This is a genomic window from Leifsonia sp. EB34 (assembly GCF_041260585.1).
In the GTDB taxonomy this organism is placed as follows: domain Bacteria; phylum Actinomycetota; class Actinomycetes; order Actinomycetales; family Microbacteriaceae; genus Leifsonia.
In genome coordinates this window covers 1,169,616-1,187,507 of record NZ_JBGCCV010000002.1, presented here as the reverse complement: position 1 = coordinate 1,187,507, position 17,892 = coordinate 1,169,616, and the positions used below count along the sequence as shown (strand labels likewise).

Below are 17,892 nucleotides of genomic sequence, written 5' to 3'. Positions count from 1 at the left end.
AATGAATTGAGTCGGTTTGTGGCACGAAACCCAGTCACCATGAGACAACACTGCCCCATACCGCCGACATTCCCCGGAGAGCCTCAGCTCTTCGGGTCGTACCGCCGCTCCAGGTACTCGCGGGCCACGACGCGCGCCTCGTCGATGTAGCGGGCGTCTCCCATCGGGTCGTCGAGGAAGGCCCGGTTGATCAGGCCGTCCATGATCTCCACGACGATCTCCAGGCGGAAGGCCAGGTCCTCGCCCGCGGGGAGGCCGTACTCTTCCGACAGGATCGCGGCGAACTGCGACGCGAAGGACGCGGCCTGCTCCGGCTCCTCGTCACCGGGCAGCCCGGAGCGCTCGGCGTCGGTGAAGCGGATGATGCGGAAACCGGGCTCGCTGCGGAACATCGCGACGAACGCGTCGATCGCGCACTCCACGGCGTTCCACCAGTGCTCGGGGCTCTCGGCGTGGATGGCCGCGACCACCGAGTGCCGGTAGCGCAGCAGCGCGCGGTCGCGGAGCGCCTGCAGCAGCACGATGCGGTCCGGGAAGTACCGGTAGACCGTGCCGATGGACGCGCCGGCGCGCTCGGCGACCATCGCGGTCGTCAGGCGGTCGAAGCCGATCTCGTCCACCACCTCCGCGGCGGCGTCGAGGAGGGCGTCGATCCGGGCGGCGCTGCGCTCCTGGATCGGCTCCGTCCGCACGAGCGGCGCTCCGGCGGTGTTCTGTGCAGCGACCAGGTCGTTGATGGGCACGAGGGCGACTCCTTCTTTCTCTCACTCCACGATACGCGTGCGGGTCCCCAGCCCGGCGACGGTTCGTTCCGTCGCAGTAATCGGATCATATTGTGGAAATCTCACCTTTGCTGGGGAAATTCCTCCGACACACCGAAGAATCCTCACCCCAGATCTGGGGGCTGCGTCTGAGCGAACCCTCACTCCGTGAGAAACTGGTACCTCTATGACTGCCACCCCAGCCAAGCGCAGCGCGAGCGTCGACCCGATCATGCACCGCGCAGCGCGTGTCGAGGACGCGTTCCACGAGTTCCGCGCCCACCGCGCCCGCCGGCGCGGGTTCCTGGCGACCATCGTCCCGTACACCGGCTACGGCTCGCCCACCTGGGTGCGGATCCTCGGGCGCGTCGTGCTGGCGAAGGAGCCGCGGCCCGGCAGCCGCGCCGAGCGCAAGCACCGCAAGCGCGAGGAGTCGATCCGCGGCTGGCGCTCGTTCGTCAGCGTGCCGGTCAGCGACGTCACGGTCACGGTGGAGGTGGACGGCGCGCACCACGAGGTGCGGCCCGACCGCGGCGGCGTCATCGACACCGTGCTCCCCGTGCAGCTCACGCCGGGCTGGCACACCGTCAAGCTCACCACGCCGGAGTCCGCGCGCGTGTTCGAGGCGCCGGTCTACATCGTGGACCCCAAGGCCACCTTCGGAATCATCTCGGACGTCGACGACACGGTCATGGTCACCGCGCTCCCCCGGCCCTTCCTCGCCGCCTGGAACACGTTCGTGCTGGACGAGCACGCGCGCGTGCCCACGCCGGGGATGTCGGTGCTGCTGGAGCGGCTGGCGACCGCGCATCCCGGCGCCCCGGTGATCTACCTCTCCACCGGAGCCTGGAACGTCGCCCCGACCCTCACCCGGTTCCTCTCCCGCAACCTCTTCCCCGCCGGTCCCCTGCTGCTCACCGACTGGGGGCCGACGCACGACCGGTTCTTCCGCTCGGGCCGCGAGCACAAGCGCACCAGCCTGTCGCGGCTGGCCGACGAGTTCCCCGGGCTGAAGTGGCTGCTGATCGGCGACGACGGTCAGCACGACGAGACGCTCTACGGCGAGTTCACCACCGAGCACCCGGAGAACGTCGCCGGTGTCGCCATCCGGCAGCTCTCCAACAGTGAGGCCGTCCTCGCCGGTGGTCGCTCTAAGGCAGAGAAGCACAGCGAGTTCTCCGGCGCGCCGTGGGTCTACGCTCCCGACGGTGCGGGGCTGAGCGACCAGCTCAAGCAGCACGGCCTGCTGCCCTGAGCCGGGCGCGCGACGTGTCGGCCGCCTGAGCCAGACTGGGTCCATGACCTCCCGCGCCGACCTGCTGCGCCTGCGCCGCCTCGCCCACGCGATCGACGGCGACCGGGAGGCCACCCCCGCCGACGTCGCCCGCCGGATGCTCGCCGTGCAGGCGCAGGACTTCGCCGCGGGCTCCTGGGCGCTCGGCGTGCGCACCGGCGGCGCCACCCGTGCCGATGTGCTGGCCGACCTCGACGCCGGGCGCATCGTGCGGTCCTGGCCGATGCGCGGAACGCTGCACTTCGTCCCGCCCGAAGACCTCCGCTGGATGCTCGGCGTGACGACCGGCCGGATGATCGCGGGCCTGGCCGCCCGGCACAAGCAGCTCGAACTGGACACGCCCGACTTCGCCCGCGCCCGCGACCTGGTCACCGACGCCCTCGCCGGCGGCGGCCGCATCGGCCGGGCCGAGCTGACGGAGCTGTGGGAGGCGCACGGCATCGCGACGGCGGGCCAGCGCGGCTACCACCTCATCTACTACCTGGCGCAGACCGGGCTGATCTGCTGGGGGCCGACGCTGCGCACCCAGCAGGCGCTGGTGCTGCTGGACGAGTGGGCGCCGGCCGCCCGGCAGCTCGACCCGGACGAGGCGTGGGGTGAGTTCCTCCTCCGCTACCTGCGCGGCCACGGCCCGGCGACCGTGAAGGACTTCGTGTGGTGGACCAAGGGCACGGTCGCGGGAGCCAAGACCGCCCGGGCGGTCCTCGGCGACAGGATCACCGCGCTGGAGGTCGACGGGGTCGAGTACCTGCTGACGGCCGAGCTGGCCGACCGGGCTGCGGGGCTCGCGGAGTCGCGCCGGGAGCGGGAGGCCGTCCAGCTCCTGCCCGCCTTCGACGAGTACCTGCTCGGATACCAGCGGCGCGACCTCGTGCTCGACGACGAGTATTTCCAGCGGATCGTGCCCGGCGGCAACGGCGTGTTCCAGCCGATCGTGGTGGCCCGCGGGCGCATCGTGGGCACCTGGCGGCGCGGCAAGTCCGATGCGGTGGACATCGAGCCGTTCGCTCCGCTCAGCGCGGCGCAGCAGCAGGCCGCCGATCGCGCCGCCGCGGCCTATCGGCGCTATGCCGGCTGACTCGCGCCGTCCCCGCTCCGACTACGCTGGAACCGTGCGTTCGACGTTCCGGGTACCCCTCACCCTCCCCGCGAACATCCGGTCTTCGACGCGCCTCCCCTTCCTGCAGGTGGCCAAGACCGCCACGGCGATGATCATCTCCTGGGGCCTCGCCGCGGTGCTCTTCCCCGGCGAGCTGCCGGTGTTCGGGACGATCGCCGCCCTGCTCGTCGTGCAGCCGAGCGTGAACCAATCCGTCGGGCGCGCGATCGAGCGCTCGATCGGCGTGATCTTCGGCGTCATCATCGCCTACGTCGTCGGGCTGCTGTTCGGCGCGAACACCTGGATCGTGCTGCTCGCCATCGTCGCGTCCCTCGTCATCTCCTGGGCGCTCAAGCTGACGCCGGGCACCGCGAACCAGATCCCGATCAGCGTCATGCTCGTCCTCTCGCTCGGCGCGACGAACCCGGAGTACGCGGTCGCCCGCATCGTGGAGACCGTGCTCGGCGCCGCGATCGGCGTCATCGTGAACATCGCGATCGTCCCGCCCGTGCTCACCGGACCGGCGCGCACCGCAGTGCTCGACCTCGGCCGCGAGATCGCGTCGACGCTCGACCGGCTCGCCGTCGCCCTCACCAGCCGGCCCACGCCCGGCGAGCGGGACGCTCTGCTGATCGAGGCGCGCCTGCTGCGCCCGATGGAGAAGAAGGCGGAGGCCGCGCTGAACGCCGCCGACGAGAGCCTCACCCTCAATCCGCGGCAGGCCAAGCATCGCGTCGAGCTGGAGCACGACCAGCAGCTCTTCGCCCGGCTGCGCCCGCTGATCACGCGGTCGCTCGGCATGACCCGCGCCTTCCACGACCACTACGACGACAGCCTCGCGGAGGAGCCGACCATCGCGGCCATCGCCGACGAGCTGGAGCGCTCCGCCCATGACCTCCGGCTGCTCTCCCGCGACCCCGACGCCCCCGCCGTCGAGCCGGGCACCGAGACCGCGGGCATCCCCGTGCTGACGGCGCCGCTCGTCATCAGCACGCCGAACCCGCTGCACTGGGTGCTGATCGGCTCGCTCATGGAGGACCTCCGCCGCATCCACGCGGAGATCACCGGAGACGACGACGCCGCCTGAGCCGCGCCGTGGGGGCTCAGGCGGCGTCGTGAGACTCGCTCAGGCAGTCAGCGCTGCGACGGCCTCCGCCAGTGGGAGCGTCGACCGCTCGCCGTTCCGGCGGTCCCACAGCTCGACCTCGCCGTCGGCGGCGCCGCGGCCGGCGACCAGGACGCGCGGGATGCCGATCAGCTCGGCGTCCCCGAACTTCACCCCGGGCGACACCTTGGGGCGGTCGTCCAGCAGCACCTCGAGCCCGGCGGCCTCCAGCTCCGCAGCGGCCTGCTCGGCCACCTCGAACGCGACGGCCTCCCGGCCCGCGGCGACGACGTGCACGTCGAACGGCGAGACCGCCGCCGGCCAGACCAGGCCCTTGTCGTCGTTGTTCTCCTCGGCGATGATCGCCAGGATCCGGGTGACGCCGATGCCATAGGAGCCCATCGTCACGGTGACGAGCTTGCCGTTCTCGTCCAGCACCTTCAGCCCCAGGGCCTCGGCGTACTTGCGGCCGAGCTGGAAGACGTGGCCGATCTCCATGCCGCGCGCGAGCTCGACGGGGCCGGAGCCGTCCGGAGCGGGGTCGCCCGGCTTGACCTCGGCGACCTCCACGGTGCCGTCCCAGGCGAAGTCGCGGCCGGCGACCAGGCCGAAGACGTGCTTGCCCTCGACGTTCGCGCCGGTGATCCAGCCGGAGCCGTCGACCACGCGCGGGTCGACGACGTAGCGGATGCCGGTGGCGGCCTCCTCGCCGAGCACTGGGCCCTCGGCCGACCAGGGGCCGATGTAGCCCTTCACGAGGCCGGGGTGCTTGCGGAAGTCGTCCTCGGTCGCGGCGTCCACCTCGGCGGGCGCGAAGGCGACCTCGGCGCGCTTGAGGTCGACCTCCCGGTCGCCGGGCAGGCCGACGACGACGAGCTCGCGCGTGCCGTCCAGGTGCGTGAGCGCCAGGACGACGTTCTTGAGCGTGTCCGCCGCGGTCCAGGCGCGGCCGTCCGGACGCGGGTGCTTCTCGTTGGCGACGTCGACCAGGGTCTGGATGGTGGGCGTGTCCGGGGTGTCGAGCACCTCCTGCGGCGTCAGCTTCTCGTAGCCGCGGGTGGGCGGGGCGAGCGTGGTGAAGGCCTCCACGTTGGCCGCGTAGCCGCCGGCCGAGCGGACGAAGGTGTCCTCGCCGACCGGAGTGGGGTGCAGGAACTCCTCGCTGCGCGAGCCGCCCATCGCGCCGGCGTCGGCCTGCACGATGACGTAGTCGAGGCCGAGGCGGCTGAAGATGCGCTCGTAGGCGTCGCGCTGCGCCATGTAGCTGGTGTCGAGGCCCGCGTCGGTGTAGTCGAACGAGTAGGCGTCCTTCATGGTGAACTCGCGGCCGCGCAGCAGGCCGGCGCGGGGACGCGCCTCGTCGCGGTACTTGTCCTGGATCTGATAGATCGAGAGCGGCAGGTCCTTGTACGAGGAGTAGAGGTCCTTCACCAGCAGGGTGAAGACCTCCTCGTGCGTGGGGGCGAGCAGGTAGTCGGCGTCCTTGCGGTCCTTGAGGCGGAAGATGCCGTCGCCGTACTCCTCCCACCGGCCGGTGGCCTCGTAGGGCTCGCGCGGCAGCAGCGCGGGGAAGTGCACCTCGTGCGCCCCGGCCGCGGTCATCTCCTCGCGGATGATCTGCTCGATGCGCGCCTTGACCCGCAGTCCCAGCGGCAGCCACGCGAAGATGCCCGGCGCCTGGCGGCGGATGTAGCCCGCGCGCACGAGGAGCTTGTGGCTGGTCACCTCCGCGTCGGAGGGGTCTTCACGGAGGGTGCGGAGGAAGTAGTTCGTCAGGCGAGTAGGCACCGTTCCATGTTAGTGGTGCGGTGGAGGCCGCCCCCGCCGTCCGTTCCTCCGGAGAATCGGGCGAGCCCGGCGCCGATCTCCGTACCTACGGACACTCACGCCGCGTGTCGGACCGATTCTCCGGATGAGCCGACGCGGTCAGCAACTCCGGAGAGTTCGGCCGACACGCCGTGGGGATGACCGTAACTCCGGATTTCGTGGCCGGATCGGCCGTGGACTCCGGAGTTAGTGCCGAGCCCGCGGTGGCGCGAGGGCCGGGTCAGTGGCCGACGGTGACGGTGGGCTCGCCCGAGGCGACCTGGGCGTCCTCCATCTCGGCGGCGATGCGGTTCGCCTCCTCGATGAGGGTCGCCACGATCTCGGCCTCGGGGACGGTCTTGATGACCTCGCCCTTGACGAAGATCTGGCCCTTGCCGTTGCCGCTCGCGACGCCGAGGTCGGCCTCACGGGCCTCGCCGGGACCGTTGACGACGCAGCCCATCACCGCGACGCGCAGCGGCACGCTCATGCCCTGGAGGCCCTCGGTGACGCTGTCTGCGAGGGTGTAGACGTCGACCTGGGCACGGCCGCAGCTCGGGCAGGAGACGATCTCCAGCTTGCGCTCGCGGAGGTTCAGCGACTGCAGGATCTGCAGGCCGACCTTCACCTCCTCGGCGGGAGGCGCGGACAGCGAGACGCGGATGGTGTCGCCGATGCCCTCCGACAGCAGGATGCCGAACGCGGTCGCGGACTTGATGGTGCCCTGGAACGCCGGGCCGGCCTCGGTCACGCCGAGGTGGAGGGGCCAGTCGCCCCGCTCGGCGAGCTGGCGGTAGGCCTTCACCATCACGATCGGGTCGTTGTGCTTGACCGAGATCTTGAAGTCGTGGAAGTCGTGCTCCTCGAAGAGGCTGGCCTCCCAGACGGCGCTCTCGACCAGCGCCTCGGCGGTCGGCTTGCCGTACTTCTGCAGGAGGCTCGGCTCCAGCGAGCCGGCGTTGACGCCGATGCGGAGCGAGACGCCCGCGGCCTTCGCGTAGGCGGCGATCTTGCCGACCTGGTCGTCGAACTTGCGGATGTTGCCCGGGTTCACGCGGACGGCCGCACAACCGGCGTCGATCGCCGCGTAGACGTAGTTCGGCTGGAAGTGGATGTCGGCGATGACCGGGATCTGACTCTTCTTGGCGATGATCGGCAGCGCCTCGGCGTCGTCGCGGCTCGGCACGGCGACGCGCACGATGTCACAGCCGGAGGCCGTCAGCTCGGCGATCTGCTGGAGGGTCGCGTTGATGTTCGTCGTCGGCGTCGTGCACATCGACTGGACGCTGACCGGGGCGTCGCCGCCGACCAGGACCTTTCCGACACGGATCTGACGGGACTTGCGACGGGGTGCGAGGGTCTCGGGGACCTTGGGCATCCCCAGGTTGATTGCTGCCACCCGCTAATCCTACGCGGCCGAGTGGGAAGCTCCTGGGCGTCGAGTGAACGGAGTGTGTGCGGGGGTCAGCCGAACAGGTTGACCGGCTTCACGATGTCCGCGTACATCAGCAGCAGGCTCATCCCGCCGAGCACGACCACCACCGCCATCGTCAGCGGCATGAGCTTCGCCATGTCGACCGGTCCGGGGTCGCGGCGCTTGAACAGCTTCGCGATGGACCGCCGGAAGCCCTCCCACAGCGCGCCCGCGATGTGGCCGCCGTCGAGCGGCAGCAGCGGGATCAGGTTGAACACGAACAGCGCGATGTTCAGCGACGCCAGGATGCCGATCATCGAGTACACCTTGTCGACCACGGGCACGCCGTTGAGAGCGGTCAACTCCCCCGCCGCGCGGCCGACCCCGACCAGGCTGAGCGGCCCGTTCGGGTCGCGCGGGGCGGAGCCGAACGCCGCGTTCCAGACGTCGACCATGCGCTGCGGCAGGTGTATGACGACGCCGACGACCGCCGCGGTCTGGGCGCCAACTGCCGGGAGGACGGAGGTGATGGGTTGCGGGACGAGTTCCGGCACGGAACCGATCCCGGCGAAGCCCGCTTTGAGCGTCTCGGCGCTCCCATCCGCGGCCTTCACCACCTGGCCGTTGGCGTCGAGCTTGGCAACGGTGGTGGTCGTCGGGGTAAGCGTCAATGCCACGTCCTTGCCGTCCCGTCGGACGACGACGGTGAGCGGGCGATCGGCGGACTGCCGGATGATCGCGGTCGACTGCGCCCAGGAGGTGATCTTCGTGCCGTCGATGCTCACGATGGTGTCGCGCGGCTTGATTCCGGCCGCCGCGGCGGGCGCCTTCGGGTCGCTCGGGCTGCAGGTCTGCTTCGTCGTGGCCGCCGTGTTGGTCGCGACGCACTGGCTCACGCTTCCCACCGTCAGCGAGTTCTGCGCCGTCCCGAACCCCATCAGCAGCACCCCGAACAGCACCACCGCGATGAGCAGGTTCATGAAGGGGCCGCCGAACATGATGACGACGCGCTTCCAGACCGGCAGGCGGTAGAAGGTGCGGCCCTCCTCGCCCTCACCGACCGTCTCGGCGCTGGAGGTGCGGGCGTCCTGCACCATGGCCTGCATGAACCCGGTGGTCGCGTTGCGGCCGCTCCCGCCGTCCTTGCCGGGCGGGAACATCCCGATCATCGAGATGTAGCCGCCGAGCGGGATCGCCTTGACGCCGTACTCGGTCTCGCCGCGCCGGAACGAGAACAGCGTCCGGCCGAATCCGATCATGTACTGGGTGACCTTGACGCCGAACAGCTTGGCCGGCACCAGGTGGCCGATCTCGTGCAGCGCGATCGAGAGCGCGACGCCCACCAGGATGATGACGACGCCGAGGACGAAGAGCAGCACGGAATCCACGTCCCCAGGCTAGCGGCGGACGCTTGGAGAGAGCCGCACGAAAGCTATGCGGGTGCGATGCCTACCGGCCGGCGAGGTGCGCGTCGGCGGTCGCCCGGGCCCAGCGCTCCGCCTCCGCCAGCGACTCCAGGGTCAGCTCGCCGGCCGGCTCGTGCTCGTCCACGACTCGCTCCACCGTCTCCACGATGTCCAGGTAGCCGATCGCTCCCGCGTGGAACGCCGCCACCGCCTGCTCGTTGGCCGCATTGAACACCGCCGGGTACGTCCCGCCCGCCGCGCCCACGCGCTTGGCGAGCGCCACAGCGGGGAACGCCTCGTCGTCCAGCGGCTCGAACGTCCAGGTGTGCGCCTGCGTCCAGTCCAGCGGCGCGCCGACGCCGGGCACCCGGTCCGGCCACCCGAGGCCGAGCGAGATCGGGAGGCGCATGTCGGGCGGCGAGGCCTGCGCGATGGTCGAGCCGTCCACGAACTCCACCATCGAGTGGATGACGGACTGCGGGTGCACGGTGACGTCGATCCGCTCGAACGGGACGTCGAAGAGCAGGTGCGCCTCGATCACCTCCAGGCCCTTGTTGACCAGCGTCGCCGAGTTAGTCGTCACGACCAGTCCCATGTCCCAGGTGGGGTGCGCGAGGGCCTCGGCGGGCGTGACGTCGCGGAGCGAGTCGCGCGAGCGGCCGCGGAACGGGCCTCCCGACGCCGTCAGCACCAGCCGGCGGACCTCGTCCGCCGTGCCGGAGCGCAGGGCCTGGGCGATGGCCGAGTGCTCGGAGTCGACCGGCACGAGCTGTCCGGGCGCCGCCGCCTGCTTGACCAGGGCGCCGCCGACGATCAGCGACTCCTTGTTCGCAAGCGCGAGCATCGCGCCGGTCTCCAGGGCCGCGAGCGTCGGCCCCAGCCCGACGGAGCCGGTGATGCCGTTGAGCACCACGTCGGCCTGCACTGTGTGCAGGAGCCGCACCGCGTCGTCCGCGCCGAGCGCCTTCTCGCGCACGCCGAACCGCTCCGCCTGCTCGGCGAGGAGGCCGGCGTTGCGCCCGGCGGTGAGCCCCACCACGTCGAAGCGGTCGGGGTTCGCCGCGATGACGTCGAGCGCCTGCGTGCCGATCGAGCCGGTGGACCCGAGGATGACGACGCGGCGCGCGGGCATCAGCGGCTCGTCTTCAGGATGTCGATCACGAACACCATTGTGTCGGTCGCCTTGATCGCTCCGGAACCCTGCGCGCCGTAGCCGTCGGCCGGCGGCACGATCGCGATCACCTGGGAACCGACCTTCTGGCCTTCGAGGGCCTTCTGGAAGCCCTTGACGACGCCGGTGGTCTGGAAGGTCGCGACCTGGTTGCGGCTCCAGCTCGAGTCGAACATCTGGCCGTTCCTCCAGAGCACCCCCTTGTACTGGACGGTGACGGTGTCGCCGGACTGCACGGTCTCGCCGTCGCCCTGCTTGAGCACGGCGATCTTGGTCTCGGTCGGCGGGTCGGCCTTCGGGATGGTGATGCTCGGCTCGCCGGTCTTGGCGTCGTCCTTGACGGTCGGGAAGCCGGGGGTCGGCGCGACCGGCGTGCCGTTGGCCCGGGTCGGGGCGATGTCGGCGATGTCGGCGACGAACACCACGGTGTCCTTCGAGGTCAGCTTGAGCTGCGAGATGTCGGCGTTGCCGAACGCGGTCTTGGCCGGGGCGGTGAGCACCACGCGCGAGCCGACCGGGAGGCACTCCACCGCACGCACCAGGCCGGGGACGAACGTCTTGTCGTCGACCGTGATGGACTGCGTCGCCTGGCCGTCGAAACCGGCGGGGGCCGTGAGGGACTTGCCGGTGGTGCCGTTGTAGGCGGCGAGGGCGATGTCGATGCTGGAGCCGGCCTTGGCCTCCTTGCCCTTGCCCTTGATGACCACCGTCCGTTCGAGGTCGCTGGTCTTCAGCGGGGCCGGGACGGTTACTTCAGGGGTCTTCAGGAAGGCCCCAGAGACCTTGATCGAATCGGAGGAGGATCCCGACTTCACGTTCTGGCAGGTCGCGGCGGCAGCGGTGCTCGACGCGGACGGACTGGGCGACGAGGAGCTGCAGGCGGCGAGGCCGGCGACGACGAGGGCGGCTGTGAGGACGGAGAGGGATCTGCGCACGAGGAGCCAGTCTGCCTCATCCACCTAGGTCCCCGCTGAACGGACGCCGGAACAACGCCCATACGATGGAGGACATGACCCGCGACTTCTCCGTCCCCCAGTCCCGCCACGTCGTCACCGAGCTCCCCGGCCCGCGCTCGGTGGAACTGCAGCAGCGGCGTGTCGCCTCGGTGAGCCGCGGCGCCGGGACGCTCGCGAACATCTACATGGAGTCCGGGTCCGGCGCGATCCTGGTCGACGTCGACGGCAACCGGCTGATCGACCTGGGCTGCGGCATCGGCGTGACCACCATCGGCCACGCCCACCCCGCCGTCGCTGCGGCCGCCGCCGAGCAGGCCGCGAAACTCACTCACACGCTCTTCACGGTGACCCCGTACGAGAACTACGTGCGCGTCGCCGAGAAGCTGGCCGAGATCACCCCCGGCGACTTCGAGAAGCACAGCATCCTGGTCAACTCGGGTGCGGAGGCCGTCGAGAACGCGGTGAAGATCGCGCGCAAGTACACGGGCCGCCGAGCCATCGCGACGCTCGACCACGCCTTCCACGGCCGCACCAACCTGACCATGGCGATGACCTACCGCCCCTGGCCGGAGCGCGCCGGCATGGGGCCGTTCCCTGGCGAGATCTACAGCCTCCCGATCAGCTACCCGTTCCGCGACCCGGAGGGGATGACGGGCGAGGAGGCCGCCGAGCGCACCATCGACTACATCGAGACGCACATCGGCGCCACCGAGCTCGCGGCGCTGTTCGTGGAGCCGGTGCAGGGCGACGGCGGCGTCATCATCCCGGCGCCCGGCTACTTCAAGCGCCTCTCCGAGTACTGCACCGAGAACGGCATCGTCTTCGTCGCGGACGAGATCCAGGCCGGCATCGGCCGCACCGGCACCTGGTACTCGATCGAGCACCACGGCGTCGTCCCCGACCTCATCACGTCGGCGAAGGGCATCGCCGGCGGCTTCCCGCTCGCGGCGGTCACCGGCCGCGCCGAGATCATGGACGCGGTCCAGCCCGGCGGCATCGGCGGCACCTTCGGCGGCAACCCGGTCTCCACCGCCGCCGCGCTCGCGGTCTTCGAGGCGTTCGAGCAGGAGGACCTGCTCGCCGAGGCGAAGCGGGTCGAGAAGGCGCTGTGGGCGCGGATCGGGGACTGGGCCGAGCGCTTTCCGGTCGTCGGCGAGGTCCGCGGCGTCGGCGCCATGTTCGGCGTCGAGCTGGTCGTTCCCGGCACGAAGAAGCCCAACCCGGAGGCGCTGAAGTCCGTGCTCGCGCACGCGACCGCCAACGGCGTCATCCCGCTCGACGCCGGGAGCTGGGACAGCGTCCTGCGGCTGTTGCCGTCGGTCGTCATCAGCGAGGAGCTCGTCGACGACGCCGCCACCGTGATCGAAGAGGCGCTCGGCCGGCTCGGCTGATCCGCCAGGAGACGGAGCCCATGCGCCTCCCCCGCCGACGGCTCGCCGCCGCGGTCCTCGCGACCGCGGCGGCACTCGCGACGCTTCCCGCCGTCGGCGCCGGGCCCGCGGAGGATGCGCGGGCGGCGACCGGAACGACGGCGACCGGAGCGGCGGCGACGCGGGCAGCAACGCCGGCCCGGCCCGCGTTCGACCCCGGCGACATCATCAGCGACGACAGCTTCTACAACCCGTACGCGATGACGGCCGGCCAGGTGCAGCGCTTCCTCGACAGCCGCGCCTGCACGCCGAAGGACGCGTCGCCCTGCCTGGCGGACTTCCGCATGGACGTGCCGCGCACCCCCGCCTCCGCCGAGCGGTGCGCCGCCATCCCCGCACGCACGAACGAGCGCGCCAGCAGCATCATCGTGCGCATCGCGCAGGCGTGCACGATCAGCCCGCGCGTGCTCCTCGTGCTGCTGCAGAAGGAGCAGTCGCTGCTGACCACGCCGAGCGCCTCCGGCTACCAGAAGGCCACCGGGTACGCGTGCCCGGACACCGCCGCCTGCGACACGCGCTACTTCGGCTTCTTCAACCAGCTCTACCGGGCGGCCTGGCAGTTCCGCGAGTACACCGCGCACCCGTCCGATTGGCGCTACCGGGTCGGGACGAACCGCATCCAGTACCATCCGGACGCCACCTGCGGGGCGAGCACGGTCACGGTGGTGAACCAGGCGACGGCGAACCTGTACAACTACACGCCGTACCAGCCCGACAAGCAGACCGTCGCGCACCCGACCGGCCCCGGCGACGCCTGCTCGGCGTTCGGGAACCTCAACTTCTCGCGGCTGTACACGAGCTGGTTCGGCGACCCGCGCAGCGTGCGGTACCCGGGCCTCCAGCTCCCCTGCTTGATCTACACGGGAGGCTGGGGATGCGCGCCGCTGCGCCCGTTCGAGAGTTGAGGATCGCATGCCCCTCGCGGCATACGATCGGGATTACCCTCGTTCTGTGAGTCTGACAGCGCCCGACGGCGGGCATGAAGCGGAGGCCGAAGTCCTCCCCCGCCCCGGACTGACCTACTTCATCGGCCGCCGCGTGGTCGCACCACTGCTGCGCCTGATCTACCGGCCGCGCGTCATCGGCGCCCGCAACGTGCCGCGGCACGGCAAGATCATCCTGGCCAGCAACCATCTGTCGTTCATCGACTCGCTGGTCATCCCGATGATCTCCCCCCGCCGGGTGCAGTTCCTCGCCAAGTCGCACTACTTCGAGGGCACCGGCTTCAAGGGCGCGGTCTCGCGGTCGTTCTTCACCGCGATCGGCGCCGTCGGCGTCAAGCGCGGGGCCGGCCAGGCCGCCCAGGAGGCCCTGGAGCAGTCGCGCCGCATCATCGACACCGGTGCCGCGTTCGCGCTCTACCCGGAGGGCACCCGCTCGCTGGACGGCCGCCTCTACAAGGGGCGCACCGGTATCGGCTGGCTGGCGCTGACCACGGGGGCCAAGGTCGTCCCGGTCGGCTTGATCGGCACGAACGAGGTGCAGCCGGTCGGCGCGAAGTTCCCGCGCGTGCGGCGTATCACCATCGCGTTCGGCGAACCCATCGACGTCGCGCACTACGGCCCGGCGGAGTCCGGCCGCGCGCGGCGCCAGGCGACCGACGAGATCATGGCGGCCATCCACGCCCTCACCGGCCAGGAGCTCGCCGGCGTTTACAACGAGTCGCCGCCGGCGAACACCGTCGAGCGCGTCAAGCGCGCGTTCCGCCCCGAGCGCCTCTAGCGCCCACTCCGGCGCGATTCGCGCCGAATGTCGCAGCCGTCAGGCCAGCGTCAGGGTCTCCGGCTCGTGGCCGACGGGGAAGTTGACGCTCGCGGCGATGAAGCACTTCTGCGACGCCGGCGCGTGCAGGGACGCCGCGAGCTCGGCCTGCGCGGGATCGGCGATCGTCACCTTCGGCCGCAGCGTGGCGCTCGTGAAGTGGCCGCCGCCGTCGTTCGTCTGCTCCATCACGCCGGTCGCGGCGTCGGTGTAACCGACCACGACCACGCCCGCACGCGCTGCCTCCGCCAGGTAGCTGAGCATGTGGCACTGGCTGAGCGCGGCGAGCAGCAGCTCCTCGGGGTTCCAGCGGTCAGTGTCGCCGAAGAAGGCGCGGTCCGCCGAGCCCTCGATGGGGTGCTTGCCCTCGGTGCTCACCGTGTGGTCGCGGCCGTAGGCCTTGTAGCCGCTGGTGCCCTCCCCCCGGTTGCCGGTCCACTGCAGGTCGATCGCATAGCGGTGCTCGAGCTTCATGGTCCGATTCTCGCACCCCGGCTAAACTGGCCAGCATCATGACTGACACCCTGAGCACGCCCACGTTCACTGTGGCGCAAGAACGCCGCATCGTCACCGCCATCCCCGGCCCGAAGTCTCAGGAGCTGCACCAGCGCCGCCTCGCCGTGGTCCCGACCGGCGTGTCGTCGGCGCTGCCCGTGTACATCGCCCGCGCGAACGGCGCCATCCTGGTCGACGTCGACGGCAACCAGTTCGTCGACTTCGGCGCCGGCATCGGCGTGACCACCATCGGTCACACCGAGACCGCCGTCGTCGCGGCAGCCGCCGAGCAGCTCCAGGACGTCATCCACACGCTCTTCACCATCACGCCGTACGAGGAGTACGTGCGCGTCGCCGAGCTGCTCGCCGCGCACACGCCCGGCGACCACGCCAAGAAGACCGTGCTGGTCAACTCCGGCGCGGAGGCCGTCGAGAACGGCGTCAAGATCGCCCGCAAGCACACCGGCCGCCGCGCCGTCGCCGTGCTCGACCACGCCTACCACGGCCGCACCAACCTCACGATGGCCATGAACTACAAGGCGATGCCGTACGCGACCGGCTTCGGCCCGTTCGCGGGCGACGTCTACCACGCGCCCAACTCCTACCCGTACCGCGACGGGCTGAGCGGCGCCGAGGCGGCCGCGCGCACCATCGCGTACCTCGAGAAGGTCGTCGGCGCGACCGACCTGGCCTGCCTGGTCGCCGAGCCGATCCAGGGCGAGGGCGGTTTCGTCGTTCCGGCCGAGGGCTACCTCGCGGCGCTGCAGGAATGGTGCACGGCCAACGGCGTCGTCTTCATCGCCGACGAGATCCAGAGCGGAATGGCCCGCACCGGCGCGTTCTTCGCCAGCGAGCACTTCGGGCTGGTCCCCGACCTGGTGCTGAGCGCCAAGGGCATCGCGGGCGGCCTCCCGCTCGCCGCCGTCACCGGCCGCGCCGAGATCATGGACTCCGCCCAGCCCGGCGGCCTCGGCGGCACGTTCGGGGGCAACCCGGTCGCCGCGGCGGCCGCGATCGCGGTGTTCGAGCAGATCGAGAAGGGCGACCTCCTCGCGCACGGCGCCCGCATCGAGAAGGCCCTCAAGCCCGCGCTGGAAGAGCTGAAGGCGAAGTACGACGTTATCGGCGACGTGCGCGGCATCGGCGCGATGGTCGCGATCGAGCTGGTCCAGCCGGGCACCGGCGAGACCACCAAGGTCCCGAACCCGGAGGCCGTGAACGCGATCGTCGCCTACGCGGCCCAGCACGGCATCCTGTTCCTCAACGCCGGCACCTACGGCAACGTGCTCCGCTTCCTGCCGAGCCTCGCCGTGAGCGACGCGCTCATCGCGGACGCCCTGTCCGTCCTCGACGACGCGTTCGCGGCGCTGTGACGCCGGAGGTCTTCACGACCGCCGAAGCCGTGGAGCTCGCCGTCGTCGAGCGCAGCGGGTTCGTCGAGTCCCGGCACGCCGGGTCGGCCGTGGTGCTCGGTCCGGACGGCGCCGTCGTCCGGACCCTCGGGGCGCCGGAGAAGCCGGTGTTCCCGCGCTCGTCGCTGAAGCCGTTCCAGGCGGTCGCGGTGATGGGCGCCGGCGTGCGGCTGGAGGGCGCGGGGGCCGTGCTGGCGACCGCGAGCCACGCGGGCACCCCCGCGCACGTCTCGGTGGTCCGCGGGCTGCTCGCGCAGGCCCAGCTCACCGAGGACGCGCTGCGCTGCCCCGCGGACTGGCCGCTGGACGGCGCTGCGCGCGAGAACGCGATCCGCGACGGCGCACAGCGCAGCCCGGTGTTCATGAACTGCTCCGGGAAGCACGCCGCGATGCTCCTGGCCTGCCAGGTCAACCACTGGCCGCTGGAGAACTACCTCGATCAGCAGCACCCGCTGCAGCAGCACGTCCGCGACACCACGGAGCGCCTGACCGGCGAGAAGGTCGTCGCGACCGGCGTCGACGGCTGCGGCGCGCCCGTGCACGCGATGTCGCTGCTGGCGCTCGCCCGCGGAATCCAGCGGATCGGCACGGCGTCGGAGGGCTCGCCTTTCGCGCTCTACCGCAACGCCGCGCTGCTGCGCACCGCGGTGCTCGCCAACGGCTGGGCCATCGACGGGCCGGGCCGCGCCAACACCGTGGTGATCGACGAACTGGGGATCTTCGCCAAGCTGGGCGCCGAGGGCGTCATGGTGATGGCCGCGCCGGACGGGACGACGGTCAGCCTCAAGGTGCTGGACGGCAGCCTGCGCGCGGCCTCCATCGTCGCCCTGTCGCTGCTGGCCGACGCGGGCGCGATCGAGCGCGCCGCGGTGGAGGCCGTCGCCCCGAAGCTGGACCTCGCGGTGCTCGGCAACGGGGTCCCGGTGGGCGAGATCCGCGCCTCGTACGCCCGCTGACCTCCCCCCGAAGGGCACGTAGGCGCCCCCAAACCGCTTCTGGAGCGTTTACGCGCCCTCGGAGAGGATGGCAGCGGGTCGACCTTCAGCAGGAGAGGCCTTCAATTTGGTAGCGACGTTCGATCCCGGCCGTGGCTTGGCCCCATGCGCTTCTCGCGACCCGCGTCTGATGCGCCTCGAATTCTCGTTCGTCTTCGAATCGCTCCACTACCGACCAGATCAAGAGATTGTCGGTTCGAGTCACTTCGAACGAGACGCACCCGCGCTCGGCCCGGGTGAGCTGGATGTGTAGAGGCAGGTGGAGCCCAACAATGTTTGCTTCATCCTCGGTCTTGCAGACCAGTTGACCGAAGAGACGTACCTCACTCATTGGTCCAGGGTAGAGCCGACCTCGCCGTCCGAAACATGATCGCGTCGCCGACAACCCAGTGCATGGCTTCGGTCGAGGGGTGAGTCTGCAAAGCTCTTTCCATGGAACACTTGGGGCTTTCCAGCGATTTCCCGCCGTTTGGTCTCCGCATCCAGGCGGGAGAGTTGATCCTCCGACCGATCACGGACGAAATTCTGCCGCAGCTCATCGCTGTGGCCACCGGCTGAATACACGATCCGGCGCTCATGCCTTTCTACTATCCCTGGACTGATGCGCCTACGGACAGGTTGCCCACCGAGGCGAACCCATCACGGTCTCGGGAGCTGAGGAATTCCGCGCTTTCATCGGCCTGGAGTCCTCAGAACACGCGCTCGCAGACCGATCGGCGGCGGGGTGACTCTAGAAGTCGCGGGACGGCGACCGCGACGAGCGCGGCGCGCGCGGATGAGCAGCGAG

16 protein-coding genes are annotated in these 17,892 nt (G+C 70.7%); 8 read left to right on the top strand and 8 right to left on the bottom strand.

Translation table 11 applies throughout. From position 1 onward, the window contains the following. Positions 1 to 83: 83 nt before the first annotated feature. Positions 84 to 743, bottom strand: a complete 660-nt coding sequence (locus ABIA36_RS15105; RefSeq protein ID WP_369963338.1) for a TetR/AcrR family transcriptional regulator — start codon at positions 741 to 743, stop codon at positions 84 to 86. A 205-nt stretch (positions 744 to 948) separates the two neighbouring features. Here ABIA36_RS15105 and ABIA36_RS15100 point away from each other — a divergent pair, with 205 nt between their 5' ends. Genes ABIA36_RS15100 through ABIA36_RS15090 form a run of 3 tightly spaced genes read left to right on the top strand, consistent with a single transcriptional unit; the run spans position 949 to position 4,241 of the window. Beyond that, positions 949 to 2,016 (top strand): App1 family protein, encoded by a 1,068-nt coding sequence (locus ABIA36_RS15100; protein WP_369963337.1) that lies wholly within the window; start codon positions 949 to 951, stop codon positions 2,014 to 2,016. 43 nt (positions 2,017 to 2,059) lie between these two features. Continuing rightward, a complete protein-coding gene (locus ABIA36_RS15095) occupies positions 2,060 to 3,133 on the top strand; it encodes a winged helix DNA-binding domain-containing protein (protein WP_369963336.1) in 1,074 nt (357 codons plus the stop codon). 34 nt (positions 3,134 to 3,167) lie between these two features. Further along, the gene (locus ABIA36_RS15090) at positions 3,168 to 4,241 is read left to right on the top strand and encodes an aromatic acid exporter family protein (RefSeq protein WP_369963335.1); all 1,074 of its coding nucleotides are present in this window, start codon (positions 3,168 to 3,170) and stop codon (positions 4,239 to 4,241) included. A 39-nt stretch (positions 4,242 to 4,280) separates the two neighbouring features. Here the strand turns inward: ABIA36_RS15090 and ABIA36_RS15085 are convergent, their stop codons facing one another. From ABIA36_RS15085 to ABIA36_RS15065, 5 genes are all read right to left on the bottom strand, one after another. Then, complete coding sequence (locus ABIA36_RS15085) at positions 4,281 to 6,047, bottom strand: proline--tRNA ligase (RefSeq protein ID WP_369963334.1); 1,767 nt, start codon at positions 6,045 to 6,047, stop codon at positions 4,281 to 4,283. A 259-nt stretch (positions 6,048 to 6,306) separates the two neighbouring features. Beyond that, entirely contained in the window at positions 6,307 to 7,443 is a 1,137-nt protein-coding gene (ispG, locus tag ABIA36_RS15080; RefSeq protein ID WP_179609390.1) for a flavodoxin-dependent (E)-4-hydroxy-3-methylbut-2-enyl-diphosphate synthase, read from the bottom strand. An 86-nt stretch (positions 7,444 to 7,529) separates the two neighbouring features. Further along, complete coding sequence (locus ABIA36_RS15075; RefSeq protein WP_369963333.1) at positions 7,530 to 8,867, bottom strand: RIP metalloprotease; 1,338 nt, start codon at positions 8,865 to 8,867, stop codon at positions 7,530 to 7,532. A 61-nt stretch (positions 8,868 to 8,928) separates the two neighbouring features. Then, entirely contained in the window at positions 8,929 to 10,017 is a 1,089-nt protein-coding gene (gene dxr / locus ABIA36_RS15070) for a 1-deoxy-D-xylulose-5-phosphate reductoisomerase (RefSeq protein WP_369963332.1), read from the bottom strand. After that, complete coding sequence (locus tag ABIA36_RS15065) at positions 10,017 to 10,991, bottom strand: FKBP-type peptidyl-prolyl cis-trans isomerase (RefSeq protein ID WP_369963331.1); 975 nt, start codon at positions 10,989 to 10,991, stop codon at positions 10,017 to 10,019. Before ABIA36_RS15065 ends, dxr begins: the two co-directional genes overlap by 1 nt. A 65-nt stretch (positions 10,992 to 11,056) precedes the next feature. On the opposite strand from ABIA36_RS15065, the gene ABIA36_RS15060 reads away from it, so the two are divergent. Genes ABIA36_RS15060 through ABIA36_RS15050 form a run of 3 tightly spaced genes read left to right on the top strand, consistent with a single transcriptional unit; the run spans position 11,057 to position 14,164 of the window. After that, positions 11,057 to 12,403: an aminotransferase class III-fold pyridoxal phosphate-dependent enzyme gene (locus tag ABIA36_RS15060; RefSeq protein ID WP_369963330.1), complete on the top strand. Its 1,347-nt coding sequence runs from the start codon at positions 11,057 to 11,059 to the stop codon at positions 12,401 to 12,403. 20 nt (positions 12,404 to 12,423) lie between these two features. Further along, complete coding sequence (locus tag ABIA36_RS15055; protein WP_369963329.1) at positions 12,424 to 13,347, top strand: hypothetical protein; 924 nt, start codon at positions 12,424 to 12,426, stop codon at positions 13,345 to 13,347. 46 nt (positions 13,348 to 13,393) lie between these two features. Beyond that, positions 13,394 to 14,164: a lysophospholipid acyltransferase family protein gene (locus tag ABIA36_RS15050; protein ID WP_369963328.1), complete on the top strand. Its 771-nt coding sequence runs from the start codon at positions 13,394 to 13,396 to the stop codon at positions 14,162 to 14,164. A gap of 39 nt (positions 14,165 to 14,203) precedes the next feature. Here ABIA36_RS15050 and ABIA36_RS15045 read toward each other — a convergent pair whose 3' ends face one another. Beyond that, positions 14,204 to 14,677 carry an OsmC family protein gene (locus ABIA36_RS15045; protein WP_369963327.1) on the bottom strand — a complete coding sequence of 158 codons (474 nt, stop codon included), beginning with the start codon at positions 14,675 to 14,677 and terminating at the stop codon, positions 14,204 to 14,206. Between the two features lie 38 nt (positions 14,678 to 14,715). Between ABIA36_RS15045 and gabT the strand changes: the two genes are divergently transcribed. Both gabT and ABIA36_RS15035 read left to right on the top strand, forming a co-directional pair. Beyond that, positions 14,716 to 16,071: a 4-aminobutyrate--2-oxoglutarate transaminase gene (gabT, locus tag ABIA36_RS15040; RefSeq protein ID WP_369963326.1), complete on the top strand. Its 1,356-nt coding sequence runs from the start codon at positions 14,716 to 14,718 to the stop codon at positions 16,069 to 16,071. Further along, positions 16,068 to 17,066: an asparaginase gene (locus tag ABIA36_RS15035; protein WP_369963324.1), complete on the top strand. Its 999-nt coding sequence runs from the start codon at positions 16,068 to 16,070 to the stop codon at positions 17,064 to 17,066. The genes gabT and ABIA36_RS15035 overlap by 4 nt, the downstream gene beginning before the upstream one ends. A gap of 85 nt (positions 17,067 to 17,151) precedes the next feature. Here the strand turns inward: ABIA36_RS15035 and ABIA36_RS15030 are convergent, their stop codons facing one another. Next, complete coding sequence (locus ABIA36_RS15030; protein ID WP_369963323.1) at positions 17,152 to 17,436, bottom strand: antibiotic biosynthesis monooxygenase; 285 nt, start codon at positions 17,434 to 17,436, stop codon at positions 17,152 to 17,154. Positions 17,437 to 17,892 lie beyond the last annotated feature (456 nt).

Coding starts and splice junctions, on each gene's coding strand:
- ABIA36_RS15100 (WP_369963337.1), top strand. CDS start 949: ATGACTGCCACCCCAGCCAAGCGCAGCGCGAGCGTCGACCCGATCATG.
- ABIA36_RS15095 (WP_369963336.1), top strand. CDS start 2,060: ATGACCTCCCGCGCCGACCTGCTGCGCCTGCGCCGCCTCGCCCACGCG.
- ispG (WP_179609390.1), bottom strand. CDS start 7,443: ATGCCCAAGGTCCCCGAGACCCTCGCACCCCGTCGCAAGTCCCGTCAG.
- dxr (WP_369963332.1), bottom strand. CDS start 10,017: ATGCCCGCGCGCCGCGTCGTCATCCTCGGGTCCACCGGCTCGATCGGC.
- ABIA36_RS15060 (WP_369963330.1), top strand. CDS start 11,057: ATGGAGGACATGACCCGCGACTTCTCCGTCCCCCAGTCCCGCCACGTC.
- ABIA36_RS15055 (WP_369963329.1), top strand. CDS start 12,424: ATGCGCCTCCCCCGCCGACGGCTCGCCGCCGCGGTCCTCGCGACCGCG.
- ABIA36_RS15045 (WP_369963327.1), bottom strand. CDS start 14,677: ATGAAGCTCGAGCACCGCTATGCGATCGACCTGCAGTGGACCGGCAAC.
- gabT (WP_369963326.1), top strand. CDS start 14,716: ATGACTGACACCCTGAGCACGCCCACGTTCACTGTGGCGCAAGAACGC.
- ABIA36_RS15030 (WP_369963323.1), bottom strand. CDS start 17,436: ATGAGTGAGGTACGTCTCTTCGGTCAACTGGTCTGCAAGACCGAGGAT.